Source organism: Arthrobacter sp. D5-1 (assembly GCF_017357425.1).
In the GTDB taxonomy this organism is placed as follows: domain Bacteria; phylum Actinomycetota; class Actinomycetes; order Actinomycetales; family Micrococcaceae; genus Arthrobacter.
The window spans coordinates 225792-241065 of record NZ_CP014572.1 but is presented as its reverse complement, the minus strand read 5'-3'; the positions used below and the strand labels follow the sequence as shown (position 1 = coordinate 241065).

Here is a 15274-nt window from a genome sequence, read left to right as displayed (position 1 = left end):
AGGTTGTCGTTGACCACTTCATGCCGCGCAACAGGACAGTTTGGAGACGTCAGTAGTGAAGGACTGGGCTGCTATCTTGATGCCTTCGGCCATGGTCAGATAGGGGCTCCAGAGATTCGCGACCTGATCAACGGTCATCCCGGCCTCCAGAATGTAAATCCCTGCGGCGGCGATGTCCCCGGCGTCCTTACCCACGACAGTGATCCCTACAATCCGACCCGTGTCCGCGTCGGCAACGATCTTGATGAAGCCGCGGGTATCACGGTTCACCAGCGCGCGAGGGATAAATTTGAGCGGCAGAACCCGGCACATGCACCGGATCCCTGCCTGGTTCGCTTCCTTGTCCGTCATCCCGACAGCGGCCAGGGCAGGGCTGGTAAACGTGACCCGGGGCAGGTGCCGGTAATCGACCTCACGCCCGGCACCCTCAAAGGCGTTCTCCACCATCAGGGCCCCGTGCGCGGCGGCGACATAAACGAACTCCGGGTGACCCGTCACATCACCCGCGGCCCAGATCCTCGGATTAGTACTGCGAAGGCTCCCGTCGACCAGGACTTCCCCGCGGTCCCCGGTTTCAACGCCGACCATGCAAAGGTTCAAATCCTCCGTGACCGGGCGCCGGCCTGTTGCCATGAGCAGGCGCGCGGCCCTGAATTCCTCGTTTCCTCCTGAGACGGAAGCATCCACGACCACGTCCCCCGACACCTCATCGGTCCGGACCGAGGACGCTGTCGCTCGACGGACGACCCGGATGCCCTCATCGGCGAAGACACCGGCGAGGGCATGCCCGGCTTCAGGCTCTTCGGCCGAGGCGAGCTTGGACCGGACCAGGATGGTCACCTCCGTGCCGAGCCGGGCGAAAAGCTGCGCCTGCTCCAGCGCCACATACCCGCCGCCCACCACCAGCATCGAAGCGGGAACGTCCTGCAGCTCCATCGCACTCGTGGACGTCAGATAATCCACCTCGTCCATTCCCGGCACTTCAGGGATCCAGGGGGTGGAGCCGGTCGCGACCAGGTAGTGTTCCGCGCTGACTGTCTCGGTGGTTCCGCCCGGGGCGGTTATGTTCAAAACCGGTGCGGCTGCGGTTCCGGCGAACACCGCCGTCCCCCGCTGCAGGTTCCATCCATAGCCCGCGGCGAGATCCACATACTTCTCTGACCGCATGGATTCGACCAGTGAGCGCTTCCCGGCGACCAGTTCGGGCATATCCACCGGCTCTGCGGAGGTGCTGATACCGGGGAACCGTCCGGAAGCATCGAGGGCGACATGGCGGGCTTCCGCGGCGGCCAGCAGGGCCTTGGACGGGATGCAGCCCGTGTTCACGCACGTGCCTCCCACAGTGCTGCGCTCCACCATCAACACCCGCTTGCCACGGCTGGTTGCCCGGATGGCCGCAGCGAAAGCAGCCCCGCCGGAACCGATAATGGCCAGGTCATAATCGAAAGATGCTGCCGACACGAGGGACTCCTGAAGATGGAAGGGAAGCAGCCGCCAGCACACCTGTTGCTCAACCGACCGCCATGTGCAGCCTTCAACCGAAGACCAGCTCTGCATCCCATTCTCAACCTTCCCCTACACTGGAATGTCAAGGAATCGCCGTCCTGGCCGCCTGCTAAGAAATGAGTTCATGATGCGTATCGGTGAGGCCGCGGCAGCGGCAGGGATGACAACCAAGACGCTGCGTTTCTACGAGGACAGCGGGCTTCTCCCGGCAGCGAAAAGATCCTCTAACGGCTACCGGGACTACCATGACGACTCCGTGGCCAGGCTCGAATTCATCCGCCGCGGACGGGCCGCAGGCCTCGCCCTGACCCAAATACGCGAAATTCTTAGCCTCCGTGACGCCGGAGAAGCCCCCTGCGCCCACGTCCAAGACCTTCTCTCCAACCAGCTGGCCGAACTGGACCACCAGATTTCTGAACTAATGGCGCTGCGATCCATCGTCGCCGGCCTTCACGCCACTGCCGCGTCCGGGACCGACGCAAGCTGCGATCCCGAACAAATCTGCAGCTACCTCTGACGCACTACTCCGCCAGACGCCAGCTTCCAACAACCGGGACCCCGGGTATCGTCCCAACCCGCGGCAGTGTTTTCACAGACCCAGAAACCACGCCAAGAACCCCTAGACACCCTCACAACATCATCCCCGGACGTCCGACGGGTGGGTACCGTTCGGGCCGTCCTAGTGGGCTCCGATCACGTTGACACAATCACCTGTTTTGGAACCAAAGTCGTGGTACCGGACATTATTAGGTATGAGTACCGATGAGGAACTGTGGCGACGCGCTCAAGAAGGAGACGCCGAGGCTTTTGGGGAAGTTTTCGATCGGCATTACCGTCGAGTATTTCGTCATAGTCTTCGCGTGGTGGGTTCGAGAGAGAACGCCGAGGACGTGACTGCTCTGGTTTTCATGGAGGCGTGGAGGAAACGCCGGAGTGTCAGGATGGTCAACGAATCGATACTTGCCTGGCTCTTGGTTGTTACCAACAACACAGTCCGAAATTGGGAACGATCGCGACGAAGGCACCAACAGATGCTCTCTCAGCTTCCGGCGGTCGACTATGAGCCTGATCCTGCAGATGAAGTTAGCGATCGAATTTCCAGCGTTTCAATCGAACGAATCGTTCGACACTCATTCGCCCGGCTAACCCGGAGGGAACAAGAGATTTTAACTCTCTGCGTACTTGAAGACCTCACGACGAAGGAGGCCAGCACGGTGCTCAAGATTCCCCACGGAACCGTGAAATCGCGTCTCCATCGAGCCAAATCCCGACTCGCCGACATGGTCGGATCAACATCTCCCGACATCAGTTTGGTTAGGAGCCTCTCATGAATCCTGAAGTCCAGTTTGACGAAGCGCGACGTAAAGCCGTTCGCAACATTCTGCTCCAGAATGTCCGAGACGACACAGCAAAGGTTCGCAGGCATAGCGCGCGGGCAGTTGCCGTAGGGGTGGTCATAGCTGGGTCGCTGACCCTTGGAGCCGGAGCTTTGGCTTCAACAGGCCAACTGGGTTGGATCGCCCTGCCATGCCAAGTGGCTGGGCCATGTTCACCCACCTACGCCACCGTGCCGGCGTGGCCTGTAAATGAGAAGGGTCAGACGTACGGAGTCCAGGGTGACAGTCCGATCCCACCCGACCTGGTCGCCGTTGTGGCAACAAACGGCGCCAGCGGATACGTACTCTCGCGGGACTTGGAAGGGCCACAGCCGACAAGCCCCGCCGATGCTGCAAAGAACTTTTCGACGCCTCGCCCAACACGGCAAATTCCCGTCTTTCTCCAAGACGGCGAAACTCAGATAGGCACGTTTGAGGCACCCGGATAATTAGATCACAAATTGACCATTGTGTTGAAGCCTCTCTTCGTATAGGTTCGAGCCACCATCATGGGGATGGCAAATCGACTTGGGGGATTTTCATGAAAAGACCATGGCATAATTCACTAATTGCTGCCGCTTGCGCGTTCTTTGTAGGATTCGCTGGACTAATTGGTATCACGGCGGCCAATGCAGGCACTGGACTGAATGGATTTTACGGACCAGTCAACGGATACAGCTACAAGAACGTGTCTGAGGCCTGGGCATCGACGAGAACCTACGCCGTCGCAGCCGTTGCCCCCACGTCAACCTCGTCGGTACCTGCCGGATACATGTCCGCCAATGCTCGGCTATTTCTGGCAACCGGTGAGCTTTGCAAGCAAACGGGCAATATCTACACCGGAAGCTGGTCTAGCAATTTCGCCGTTGTCACGCAGGGTAGCGGATGTGCCCTGCCCAGCGCTTACTACGGATGGTCAGTAACGGGCGCATGGAACGGTTCTGGCTATAACTACTACTACGCACCTCAGAGCACTTGGGTCAACGGAGTCTAGGGGGAACAACATGAGAAAACAACATATCGTCCGGATCTCAACCGGGGCCGCAATCCTGGCATCGTTAGCTCTTGGGGGCACCGCCGCCGTAGCTGTACAGGGCACAATCACCGCTGCCGAACAGAGAATGGACCTCCCGCAAGGTCCGGCCCCGGAATATCCGCGCAACGACTCGGGCCTGACGTATGGTTCAGCAGCGAAAGCCATCTCGCCAGAAACAGAGCCCGACCTCATCGCTGCCGTCGGTGACGATGGCACCAAAGGCTACGTCTATACGAAGCAGTTGAACTACCAGCCGCAATTCAAGAGTCCCGACGAGGCCGTGGCATGGCAACGGGAAAACGCCGGCAAGACCGTGACAATAGACCTTTACGACCAAACCGGAAAAACCAAAGTGGGAACCTTCACAGTCACGCCCCCAACCCAGTCAGAAATTGATGCAGCCCAGGGAACGGCCAACAAGTAAAGGAGAAGCGATTCAACCGACGCTTCGCTCTAGGTCGTTGGTAGTCTTTCAATAGAAATAGTTGGACGGGAGTAGCAATACTCCCGTCCATTCTCCTGTTCCGGAAAAAGTTCAGACGGTCGGGCCGCGTAGTAGCCGCTGCATTTGGGTATGCCCGCACTTGTACTTGATGCTCGGACTGGTCGCGATGGCCACAAAACATTCCTTCCCTTGATGTGAATGACTATTCAGCCAGGGAACGCATGTCGGCAACAGGACGGTGCTGCGATTTCAGATGGTGTCCCATGTCAGAGACTTTCTGGAGGCAGGCCGGGCGCGCCTTTTGGCGGCCGTGTGCTTGGTGGCGTTGAACGGCGGTCCGCCGCTGGTGATTGGTTGCTGTGGTTCGTCCTGGGCGGCGGGCCGCCCGCCCACACAGGCGAACGGCCCACCCGGCTTATGCGGCGCTGGCTGAATCTCGGGTGTTGAATCGACGGAAGTTGGTGGCGATTTCTTCGGCGATATCCGTCATCGGGGTTCGCGGCGTGATGGTCTTCTCTTCATCGTCGGCGAACTCCATCGGTTCGCCAGCGTCGTCGTAGTGATCCGGTCCGTAGTAGAGCTCTGCCGTGGTGAACTGGGATTCCAAGGGGTCATTCCAGTTGAAGGATCCGGGGCCGATTAGGAAGGTGTGGCGGCCTTCCTCCTGAAGGAAAAAGGTGGCTGTACCGCCGCCGGTCTGTCCGACTTGAAGTTCCAGGCCTTCGGTTTTCATAGCGTCCACCAGTTCCCGCGCGGGAAACCATTCGATCTCTTCGGCGGTTTGTTGTACTTCGAGGCTTTCAGCCATGGTCTCGTCTCCTGATTTCCGGGGGACCGTCCTCCCACGAAAGGCGAACGGTCCATCGGCTGGTGTTAGTGGAAGGTTGGGCGGTGTTCTGCGGCGAACAGGACGGCTATAGCTTCGTTGTGCCAGTCCAGCGCCGCGTATTGCCGGGTGGTGCCCAGTACGGCTGGGTTCACGTGGGCCTCGGCGTTGACGGCTTCGGCCATGCCGCGGATGTGTGCAGCGAGGTCTTCGGCTGCGCTGGCGCTGTAGGCCACGGGGGACTTCTCAACGATTGCGGCGAGGGTTTCGAGGAAGACCACGGCTTGGGCCGGGCTGTTGGCGATGGTGCGGTTTTCGGTCATTGTCCTCGGTCCTTTGCTGGTGGTGGGTGGGGTGGCCAATGGTGACCGGCCAGTTCCCCTCTCCCTCCGTTGTTTTTTGGCTGCTGGCGAAGCTTGCGGAGCTGTGGCCGACGGAGGCCTGTCTACCCTTGGGCAAGGTGCAGGAAATTCCCGGAGGAAATAAGCGACGCAGGAGCGCCGGAGGGAAATTCCTGCACCGCAGGCCCCGGAGCCTGCGGAGGGGCTAGACGGGGTGGAGCGGACACGTGCAATCCGAAGGACAGCAGCCAAAAAACGTCGTAGACACAACAGGACCGGGCACGGCGGAGCTCTGCGACGTCGGGACCGGGCCCAACAGCCGGCCACGGAGCGAAGCGGAGTGGACGCCCAAAAGGAGTGCGAGCCCCGCGAGCATGCTTCTCCCCGCGCATTGTCAGACTGGGTTGGTACGGTGAACCTGTCCCGCCTGGTTTCCCCCAATCCCAGGCGGGACACTTATGTCAGAAGGAGAGGTGGCACGTGGGACTGCGAAACATTCTGAGCAGGCGCCGCAAAGCACCGGAGCCGTCCGTGGCTGTGCGGACAGTCGAGGAACGAAGGACCCTGACCGCCGACGAATCGGCCGACCTGGAGGCCGCCTGGGCGGAGCTGCGGCAGACTACCGCGGCGTCCAAGGTGACATCGTTGCGTGCCTGCAGCCGCAACGGCAGCTCGTGGGTCGAAGACCCTGAGGCAGTGCGGGCGATCGCTGCCACCATCGGGCGCATCATGAACGAGACGGCCGAAGGTCCGAAGGACAACCATGCCCAGTAGGGCGTGCCGCCGTGTGGCCGCCCGCCCCGGATTCTATTTCCGACGGCAATTTCAAGCATGGCGAGGTCTACAAGACTCTCTGCTGTGATCCGGCCCGCGTGTAAGGCAGAAAGAAGCTTTTACAGGCCGAAGCTCAGCGAAGGTCCGTTCTGGTCCTGATCCTTTAGGCTGGGCGCATGGACGAGTCCATCCCGCGGGCACTGCAACCACCGGTTGCGGTTGCCCTGGCGAAACTCGTCAAGACGTTTCCCAGACCGGGCGCACTGCCGGGCGTCCTATATTCAGAACCCAAATGGGACGGATTTCTTCACTGGACATCGTCAAGCAAATTGGAGGCCGCAGCCGGGGCGCCATGCTTCTCGAACCCGCCGCCTCTGGGCCAGGCCATGTCCGTCCTGGCCGCTGCGGGCATTGCAGTAAGGCCGGTCGTCAGAGCGATGCATGGCTAAGTTGGTGGCGATGTTCGTTCTCGGGCAGAGATGTAAGCGCCGGTATTCGGGAGCGATGATGTTTTCACCCTGCCGGCACCCCGTCAGAGTGACTTGCTGAGTTGTTAGGCCATGAAAGCTGTGCCAGACCCGGTTTCTTTGGCGATGTCGGGCCTGTGCTCGCGTAACCCGCGCCCTATTTTGTCATGAGAGTTTGCGGCGTCCTCGCGAAATCGGGCCGACCACCGCCGGTTTCTGTCTTGCAACCGGCCTAAGAGGCGTTGTCTCCTCCTGCGGACGTGCCACGTTACTGCGGGCAGCAACACAAGTCCTAAGAAGAGGCAGAGCCATGCGTAAAAGTCCATTACGTGAATCCTATTCGTTTCCGTTTTGAAACTTTTTGAACCCACTCTCGCTGCACCGTGGCTACCGGCCGGCGGGTGGCGGCTCGGAGGTACGCGCCGAGCGTAGAGGACGGCGAGTCCAGGGGCATAGATCGGGGTCGCGGGGGCCTAGGCGCGCCAGTCACGCGTTTGTTGCCGGCCGCCCGTCGAGCTTTCCGGAATCCAGGCGACGGCTGTGTTTTGTCGGCCTGTCAAGTGCAGAAGAGCGTGCCGTCCGGGCGACGTAGCCGATGTGGCGCTTGTGCGCGGGAATCCGATCGGCGTTCCCGGGACAGAAGACGAGTTGAGGCTGATAACGCAAGTCGTCGCGGGCCGACTGCGGTGCCCTTGAGGTGGGTTGTTTGGAGCGGCGGCAGTCTACGGGTGGTGGGAGTCGCTTTCCTGGGCCGGCCGCCGTGTACGTCGGCGGCGCGTTTTGACGATTTCGATGATCATTGGCAGCACCGATAGGAGCACTACGGCGATAAAGATGATGTCAATGTTCTTGCCGATCCATTCGTACTGGCCGAGCCAGAATCCGAGCAGCGTCATCCCCATGCCCCAGAGGAGAGCTCCAACTGCGTTGAAGAGGATAAATGTCCGGTAGCTCATGTTCGCTGCTCCGGCGATGACGGGGGTGAAGGTCCGCACGATCGGAATGAACCGGGCGAGGATGACGGCGCGTCCGCCGTAGCGAAGGAAGAATTGGTGGGCCTTGGTGAGGTGTTCTTGTTTGAACAGTTTCGCGTCGGGCTTTCTGTACAGGGCTGGTCCTGTTCTTTTTCCGATCAGGTACCCGGTTTGATCGCCTGCGAACGCACACAGGAACACGATGATCCCCAGAAGGAAGATGTTGATGTTCAGGGTCCCCGTTGCCACGAGCAGGCCCGCGGTGAACAGGAGTGAATCCCCCGGAAGGAAGAACCCCACAAGCAGCCCGGATTCGGCGAAGACGACACCACCGATGATGACCAGGAGCCAGGGTGCCAGGGCGGGCTGGTGAAGTATGACGGCAGGGTCTGCCCAGTCCGGGAGCAGTCCCGTCCCGACACGGCCGGCTCCGAGGGCGGAAATGGTTCTGGTGATGTCCATGGGGACAGGCTATGGCGGCGCTCCTGAGAGATTCCTGTGGAATTCTCAGGTTCCCTCATGGCCGCCGGCAAGAGGTGCGTCCAGGGAGGTGGCAGTCCCGGGGACCGGCGGGGCGTCCTTCGGGGAGATCACGGCCGGGGTGAGGGGTTTTTCCGGGATTTTGGCGTCTTGGTCAGTAGGATCCGGAGCAGGGTCCGGGCGAGGGAGATTCCTTGTCCGAAGCGCACTTCCGGGAGGTAGGCGCGGGTTACAGCGTTTCCGATGGCCGGCAAAGCTGCGGGGTCGGGGTAGAGCATGTACAGGGGCACGTATCGGGGTTGGAATTTGGCTTTGAAGCCGAGCAGGGACCGGAACCCGTAGATGGGTTCGAGGGTGGTGCCGAGTTGGTCAAGGAGCCGGTCCATGCCGGTCGGGGCCGGTGGCGGGTCGGTGGTGCGGTCGCTGTAGGGTGGTTGTGCCAGCGGGGCTCCTGAGAGGCTGATGAATTCGCAGCCTTCTTCTTTGAGGGTGATCGCCGCGGAGGCGATGAGGAATTCGGCGCTGGCGCGTAGACCGGTGGTGCGTCGGCGAATGAAGTCAAGCGTCCAGCCGATAACGGCGCCGTCACGGTAGACCGGCAACCATGAGGTCACGGCGTGGACTCTCTTGTCGTTGTCGATGGCGATGAGGCAGCGGATGTCGGGGTCGTTGAGTTCATCGAGGCTGCCAAGAGTGAAGCCCATTTCGGGGATTTTTTTGTCTGCGACCCATTCTTCGGAGATTTCCTGGATTTGTGCCTGGATCGGCAGGGTTGCTGCGGGGTAGCTGGTCCATTCGGCCCGGACGCCGGCCTTGGTGGCGTTGTTCATGGCCGTGCGGATGTCTTGGAATTTTTTTCCTTTGAAGCTTAGGTTTTCCAGGTCAAGGATGGTCTCTTGGGCTACCTGAACGCTTGCCCATCCGCTGGCGGCGGCGTGATCCTTCAGTTCCTGTGGAACGGAGTAGAAGCACGGGCTCCAGCCGTTAAGGGCGCAATGGGCGGTGAATTCGTCAAAGGCCTCCTCCTGTGCACTGCCGGGGCCGACAGGGGGTCCCAGGGTCAGAGCGATGCCACCGATGACCCGGTAGGCGAGGAAGCTCTGGCCGGAGGAGGCGAACCAGTAGCTGTTGCCGGGCCACGTTGTCATCCAGGACAGTGACCCGCCTTCGTGGGTTTTGATGATGGCCCGAGCCCGGGCTTCATCAAGGCTGTACCGGTCGTGGGCCGGCCGGAGGAAGGTCCTGAGCAAGGCAACTCCGGTGATGGCCCAAAAAACAATGCCAATCCCTTCATACAGAACCACCGCCGCGGTGCTTTGAGGAACAAACGCGGGTGAAAGGTCGAACATATAGCCAAGGGGCAGGAACCGGTCGGGGATGTCGGCCAGGAGTTCGCCCGCCCCAGGTGCGGGGGTGAAATCCCTGGCCGTGGCCAGGCCTGCCCCGAGATAGACCAATCCCAAGACTAGGGCCAGCGCTACGATCAGGGCCGCCGGGCGCGGGTAGGTCCCGTGCGGGGCGTGGACAGGGAACAGTCTTTGTCTGCTCAGCAGGAGGACCGAGAGCATGACCGGCACCAGCAGGGGAAGGGCCAGGGTGAGGGGATGGCCGTAGACGGCGGCGTCCATGGCCGCGAGGCCCTCGGTGGCGGCGGTGTCCGGGGCAGTGGGTTGCAGGACGCCGATGATGGTGACCAGGGCCATGGCTGAGAGCGCAACTTGGATGAGTAGCGTCCCGGCCCAGGCAAAGCGGCGGCCACGTCGCAGTCCATCAGCGAGCAGAAGGAGCAGGAATGAGGGAAGGACTGCCATGAACGTTCCACCCGCCCCGGCACGTAGCTGCAGTTGGGCGGACGCGCAGTCTTTGGCTTGGGCTGGGTCCGTGCACAGGGTTTGCAGGGTTTGCGGGTCAACGGGCTGGATGTTCGTGAAAAGAAACCGCAGCACCGACAACGGGCCGACCGCGTGAGGGGCCAGGCCGGCAACGACCGGTCCGATGGCCGTGATGGCGACCAGCAGGGCGATCAGCACCCGCCCCTCGTGCCGGGAGCTGACAGGATGCGGTGTCCGGGGCTTCCGGCCGGAGAGCACCGGTCCTACGAGAGCACCAGCGATCGCGGCGAAAAGCCGGACCAGGTCGGCGAAACCGCCGTTGTACAGGGCAAGCAACCCCAGCAGCGCAAAAACGACAAGCCTGACGCGGCGCCGCCACAGCGTCGTCATGGACGTCGTCGAGGCCATCAGTGCCCCGCAAACCAGGGCGGTAGGTCCCATGAAAAGGTGCCCGCTCATTTGCCGGGTCCAATCACCCATAACCCCTGCTGCGGCAGCCACGAAGCCCGTCGCAGCAGCCACTCCGAGAACCTGCCCAGCCACCGCGGCCGCTGCGAACCGCCGGCTGCCGATGCGTCTTTCGACCAGGACCCCCACCGTCAGCAGCAGCACAGTACCCAGCAGGTAGCCCGCCAGGTTCCGGGCCCAGAAAGCCGAGCTGAACAGCACCCACCAATGGTCCGGGAAAGAACGGGCCGTCGCGGCCAGCGAAACCCGGGACCCATCAGCGAACCCCGCAACCGCGGCCCCCGAGACCCAGAAAACCAGCACGCAACCCATGCTCACCGGCGCCGCGGCAACGTTGCCCAGGACCCTGCGCCAAAGACGCCGCCTCCGCTGTGCCGCGTCCGGGCTATCCAGATGCGTTGTCACTGGCTTTCCTCCCGGAGTCCGGTTATGGACCGTTGGGCCGTCCACGCTCCAGACGACCTATCAGCGCGGTACGGGCAAGGCGTGGTGCTATCAGATTGTTCCACAGCGGCAACCACGCCAGGATGGCTGCGGTACTGATGACCACGGACCCTGCCACATCGCTCAGATAATGGACCCCGAGGTAGAGCCGGGAGAAAGCGACCAGAGCCACACCCGCTGCTCCGAGGCCAACAGCAATGATCCTCTGGGCCCGGGTGCGTGCCACAACGATCACAAAGGCCAGGGCCATGGCCATGGCAAAGGCCGTGTGACCAGAAGGAAAGCTATCGAGCCGTGTTTCCGGTACAAGGGCGGTCACAGCCTCACCAGGAGGCCGGGAGCGGGAGACGAGGATTTTGCCGGCAGTTGAACTCAGCCATCCGACGGCAACGACCGAACCAAACGCCGCAGCCTGCAGCGGCCTGCCTTTGCCCCACCAAAGCCAGGAACACAGCAGCAACGACAGGATGATCGCTCCCGGCGGGCTGATCCCGAAATTGATCAGTTCGCTGATGCCGACCAGGGCGGCGCTGCGGCCATGACTTAAGGCGATGTCGAGCCCGAGCTCCGGCGTGAAAGGACCAAAGGATTTGGCGGTCAGTCCCCCGGCGACGGCGGCCGCATAGATGACGATGCCCGCGGGGATCCACCACCAGGACCGTAGTCCCAGGGATGTCCCCGGTTGGCGGGAGGCGGCAAGGTCCACGGCGTAATCCAGACTCTTAGAGGTGTAGGAGGGTGTTGCCTCCACCTTGGCGGCCCGGCGCTGAGAAGATGCTGAGAGAACCTTCCCCGTTTGTTCCTCAGGTTTGGCTCAGGTGGGGTCCGTGATACTTCCTTCCAACGAGGAAAGGAGCCAGGAGATGCGAATCCTGCTGGTAGAGGATGAAAAAATGCTGGCTGAGACCGTCCGCCGGGGTTTGACCAACGAGGGTTTCGTGGTCGATGTCACCCATGACGGGGTCAGCGGGCTCTGGGCAGCGACCGAGAACCCCTATGACGTGATCTTGCTGGATTTGATGCTTCCACTGAAAAACGGCTACGACGTCCTCAAAGAAATCCGGGAACGCAAAATTTGGACCCCGGTGCTGATGCTGACGGCCAAGGACGGCGAGTACGACCAGACGGACGCTTTTGATCTGGGCGCCGATGATTACCTGACCAAGCCCTTCAGCTTCCTCGTCCTGGTGGCCAGGATCCGGGCGCTCATGCGCCGCGGCGCCCCGGAACGGCCAGTGGTGCTCACACTGGGAACGCTGAGCCTGGACCCGGTCAGCCGCAGTGTCCGACGCGGCGACGAACTGATCGGGCTCACGCCACGGGAATACGGGCTGTTGCAGTACCTGATGCGCCGGCACGATCAGGTGGTGTCCAAAAACGAAATCCTGGACAACGTCTGGGACCCCGCGTTCGAGGGCGGCGACAACGTCGTGGAAGTTTACATCGGCTATCTGCGGCGCAAAATCGACGGGCCTTTCGGCGTGCAGACCCTCACCACGGTCCGGGGCATGGGGTACCAGATCACCGCGGACAAGCCCGGCAGGTCAGCGGGCACATCCGGGACCTGACGCGCCCCGGAGCGGGGCGCAGACCACTTTTGAGAGTTTCCTTTTGAGTGTTCGCGGCCCCGGTGCCGGTTACGTTGCGCCGCGGTTCGGGGCACTTTCCGCAGTCAGGACCTGCGGGTGGGGTCGGGTCCGGAAGGGTCGGCCGCGGGGGGCCATGTGAGTTCAAAACGGCAGTTCCCCTCCGTTGTTTCGGTGGCCCGGACCGTCCCATGATGTGATGCCATGATCCCGGCGGCAATGGCCAGTCCGAGTCCACTGCCGCCGCTTTCCCGGGAACGGCTTTCATCGAGTCGGACGAAACGCTCAAAGACCCGTTCCCGCTCCGGCAGAGGGATCGGGGGGCCGTCATTGTCGATAGTGAGCACGGCGCCGGCGGGTCCGGCGGCCAGCCCGATGGCGATGCAGGAGTGGGCGTGGCGGTCGGCGTTGTCCAGTATGTTGCGTACTACCTGGCTTAGGCGTCGGGCGTCCCCGCTCACCCGGGCAGGGCTCAGGTGAGCGGTGATCCGGTGGCGGCTGGTGGAACGGAGTCTCCGGATTTCCTGGTCCATCACGTCATCGAGGTCAACATCGGTGTGCTTTGCCGAGAACGTCCCGTCATTGGTTTTGGCCAGGGTGAGCAGATCCTCGACCAGGTACCGCATCCGGGCTGTTTCCCCGGCCAGGACATCTTTCATTCCGTTCCACGTTTCCCCGGAGGGGTCGGCGGCAGCGATTTCCACCCCGGCGCCCAAGGTCGCCAAGGGACTGCGTAGTTCATGGCTGGCATCGGAGACGAACCGGCGCTGCTCACGGTCGGAGGCTTCGAGCCGCTCAAGCATTTCGTTCATCGTCAACGCCAGGGCATGGATCTCATCTCCGGTCGGTGGCACCTCCACCCGTCCGTCCAGGCGCTGGGCGTTGATTGCTGCGACCTGGCCCCGGATCCGCTCGACCTGACGCAGCGACCGGCCCACGAGCATCCAGACTGCGGCGCCGACAACGGCGAGCAGCACGGGGGTGGCTCCGAGCACGAACCATCCCACTGTCGCGACGGTATCCGCCTGAACCTGGACGGTGGCTGCCACCAGCACGGTATAGGTTCCGGTGCCGTCCTGTGCCCCGCTGGCGATGATCAGGAATTCATCCTCATCACCGATGCTTTGCAGGCTGGTCACGTCCCGGGTCAGGGTTTGTCCGGGGCCGGGCCGTAAATCCGACAGCGGTTCTTTCGTCGCCGCCGGAACAGAGGCGGCCAGGACTTTGCCGGCCGGGTCCAGGATCTGAACAATCTGGCCCGAATGGGCCGTTGAGGCAATGTATTGGGCCGCTTCGGAGACATCCTGATCATTGATCTGGGTAATCACATCCTGGGCCTTTTGCCTGGCCGCGCTCTCCGTGGCGGCGATCAACGAGGTCTGCAGCAACACGAGCAAAATGATTCCCCCCACCGCCAAGGCCGCTGCAACAACTGCCATCGCGGTTGCGGTGGCGCGTTTACGAATGCCCCACCGTTTCCGGGGTTCTGCGTCCCCGGGTGCAGCGGGCGCGGAGCTGTCCTGGTTCATGATCCAAGGATCGGTCACCCCCGTCGTTCGAACAACTTGCGCACAGCCCTCTCTCAGCAAAACCACGAAAGGGTGGGGGTATGAAGAAGCTCCGTGCGACTCTGACCGCCGCTTTGACCCTGGCCGTTGTCTCGGCTCTTGGAATCGGGGCTGCCGCCGGGGCCGAACACTCCCACCACCGGGCCTCATCCGCGGCTCCGGTTTCCGCGACCGCGCCGGTACGTGCCCCCAACGGGGGCCGCGGCCCGGCAAGCCTAGCCCATGGACCTGCTGATCCGGTCATTCCGCAGGGCTTCCCGCAGGAACTGCACCGCGAGGAACGGCTGGTCGATGATGAGCGCGAACATCTTGAGGCGGCCCCGCACACTCTGGGCCGCTTCGACTCCGGAAGCATTTGAGCCCTGGCCTGCGGTTCTCTCAGGGCGCTCTTAGCGGCCCGGTTTTACGGTTGCCGCATGGACATGGCAATCGAAACCACGCAACTGACCAAGAAGTACGGCAGGGACACCGCGCTGAACCCCCTGACCCTTCGTGTCCCCGAGGGCGAGATTTTCGGTCTCCTGGGTCATAACGGAGCCGGCAAAACCACGACGGTAAACATCCTCACGACGCTGCTTCCAGCGTCCTCGGGGTCCGGGCGGATTTGTGGGTATGACATCGACAAAGAAGCAGCCCAAGTCCGCCGGAACATCGGGTACCTACCCGAAAACGTGCAGTTCTACGGAAACCTCACCTTGGAGGAGAACCTGCTCTTCTTCGCCGGACTCTCAGGTGTCGACCGGCCACGGCAGATGGTCGCAGCGGCACTGGAGGCCGTGGAGTTCACCGGTCACGGCCGGGAGCGACTGGGAACCTTCTCCAAGGGAATGAGACAACGTGCAGGGATCGCCCAGGCCATCCTGCACACACCCTCGGTCCTGTTCCTGGACGAACCCACCTCAGGCCTTGACCCGCAGGGCGTGGCGAAACTGCGTGAAATCATCATCAACCTGAACCGGGAATTCGGGATCACAATTTTCATGAACACCCATTTACTAGCCGAAGTGACCAAGACCTGCACCAGCATCGGCATCCTCAGCTCGGGCAACCTGATCTACCACAACTCCGTGGCCGCGACCTTGGATGCCTTCCCGGACCAGGAATCGCTGGAAGACATCTACCTGCACATCGAAGCCGGTGCCCGGCCGTGA

Annotated in this window: 14 protein-coding genes; 7 read left to right on the top strand and 7 right to left on the bottom strand. The window is 62.0% G+C overall.

Annotated features, from left to right (window positions below; all coding sequences use genetic code 11):
* Window positions 1–18 precede the first annotated feature (18 nt).
* Entirely contained in the window at window positions 19–1461 is a 1443-nt protein-coding gene (gene merA, locus AYX22_RS23205; protein ID WP_011691634.1) for a mercury(II) reductase, read from the bottom strand.
* Window positions 1462–1633: 172 nt separating this feature from the next.
* On the opposite strand from merA, the gene AYX22_RS23200 reads away from it, so the two are divergent.
* From AYX22_RS23200 to AYX22_RS23190, 3 genes are all read left to right on the top strand, one after another.
* The gene (locus tag AYX22_RS23200) at window positions 1634–2023 is read left to right on the top strand and encodes a heavy metal-responsive transcriptional regulator (protein ID WP_031216440.1); all 390 of its coding nucleotides are present in this window, start codon (window positions 1634–1636) and stop codon (window positions 2021–2023) included.
* A gap of 235 nt (window positions 2024–2258) precedes the next feature.
* On the top strand, window positions 2259–2837 hold the full coding sequence (locus AYX22_RS23195; RefSeq protein ID WP_142940404.1) for an RNA polymerase sigma factor: 579 nt from the start codon (window positions 2259–2261) through the stop codon (window positions 2835–2837).
* Window positions 2838–3886: 1049 nt separating this feature from the next.
* Window positions 3887–4342, top strand: coding sequence for a hypothetical protein (locus AYX22_RS23190; protein WP_142940403.1), 456 nt, complete (start codon window positions 3887–3889; stop codon window positions 4340–4342).
* Between the two features lie 436 nt (window positions 4343–4778).
* Here AYX22_RS23190 and AYX22_RS23185 read toward each other — a convergent pair whose 3' ends face one another.
* Together AYX22_RS23185 and AYX22_RS23180 are read right to left on the bottom strand one after the other, a co-directional pair.
* Window positions 4779–5171 carry a hypothetical protein gene (locus tag AYX22_RS23185; protein WP_142940402.1) on the bottom strand — a complete coding sequence of 131 codons (393 nt, stop codon included), beginning with the start codon at window positions 5169–5171 and terminating at the stop codon, window positions 4779–4781.
* Between the two features lie 65 nt (window positions 5172–5236).
* Window positions 5237–5512, bottom strand: coding sequence for a hypothetical protein (locus AYX22_RS23180; protein WP_142940401.1), 276 nt, complete (start codon window positions 5510–5512; stop codon window positions 5237–5239).
* 498 nt (window positions 5513–6010) lie between these two features.
* Here AYX22_RS23180 and AYX22_RS23175 point away from each other — a divergent pair, with 498 nt between their 5' ends.
* The gene (locus tag AYX22_RS23175) at window positions 6011–6304 is read left to right on the top strand and encodes a hypothetical protein (RefSeq protein ID WP_142940400.1); all 294 of its coding nucleotides are present in this window, start codon (window positions 6011–6013) and stop codon (window positions 6302–6304) included.
* A gap of 1189 nt (window positions 6305–7493) precedes the next feature.
* Here AYX22_RS23175 and AYX22_RS23170 read toward each other — a convergent pair.
* From AYX22_RS23170 to AYX22_RS23160, 3 genes are all read right to left on the bottom strand, one after another.
* Window positions 7494–8207 (bottom strand): VTT domain-containing protein, encoded by a 714-nt coding sequence (locus AYX22_RS23170; RefSeq protein WP_142940398.1) that lies wholly within the window; start codon window positions 8205–8207, stop codon window positions 7494–7496.
* Between the two features lie 128 nt (window positions 8208–8335).
* Entirely contained in the window at window positions 8336–10930 is a 2595-nt protein-coding gene (locus AYX22_RS23165; RefSeq protein ID WP_238703520.1) for a DUF2156 domain-containing protein, read from the bottom strand.
* 22 nt (window positions 10931–10952) lie between these two features.
* Window positions 10953–11720, bottom strand: a complete 768-nt coding sequence (locus AYX22_RS23160; protein ID WP_238703519.1) for a phosphatase PAP2 family protein — start codon at window positions 11718–11720, stop codon at window positions 10953–10955.
* 112 nt (window positions 11721–11832) lie between these two features.
* Here AYX22_RS23160 and AYX22_RS23155 point away from each other — a divergent pair, with 112 nt between their 5' ends.
* Window positions 11833–12537 carry a response regulator transcription factor gene (locus AYX22_RS23155; protein WP_142940397.1) on the top strand — a complete coding sequence of 235 codons (705 nt, stop codon included), beginning with the start codon at window positions 11833–11835 and terminating at the stop codon, window positions 12535–12537.
* Window positions 12538–12641: 104 nt separating this feature from the next.
* Here AYX22_RS23155 and AYX22_RS23150 read toward each other — a convergent pair whose 3' ends face one another.
* Window positions 12642–14084, bottom strand: coding sequence for an ATP-binding protein (locus tag AYX22_RS23150; RefSeq protein ID WP_142940396.1), 1443 nt, complete (start codon window positions 14082–14084; stop codon window positions 12642–12644).
* Window positions 14085–14164: 80 nt separating this feature from the next.
* On the opposite strand from AYX22_RS23150, the gene AYX22_RS23145 reads away from it, so the two are divergent.
* Window positions 14165–14482 carry a hypothetical protein gene (locus AYX22_RS23145; protein ID WP_142940395.1) on the top strand — a complete coding sequence of 106 codons (318 nt, stop codon included), beginning with the start codon at window positions 14165–14167 and terminating at the stop codon, window positions 14480–14482.
* A 57-nt stretch (window positions 14483–14539) separates the two neighbouring features.
* The gene (locus tag AYX22_RS23140; RefSeq protein ID WP_238703518.1) at window positions 14540–15274 is read left to right on the top strand and encodes an ABC transporter ATP-binding protein; all 735 of its coding nucleotides are present in this window, start codon (window positions 14540–14542) and stop codon (window positions 15272–15274) included.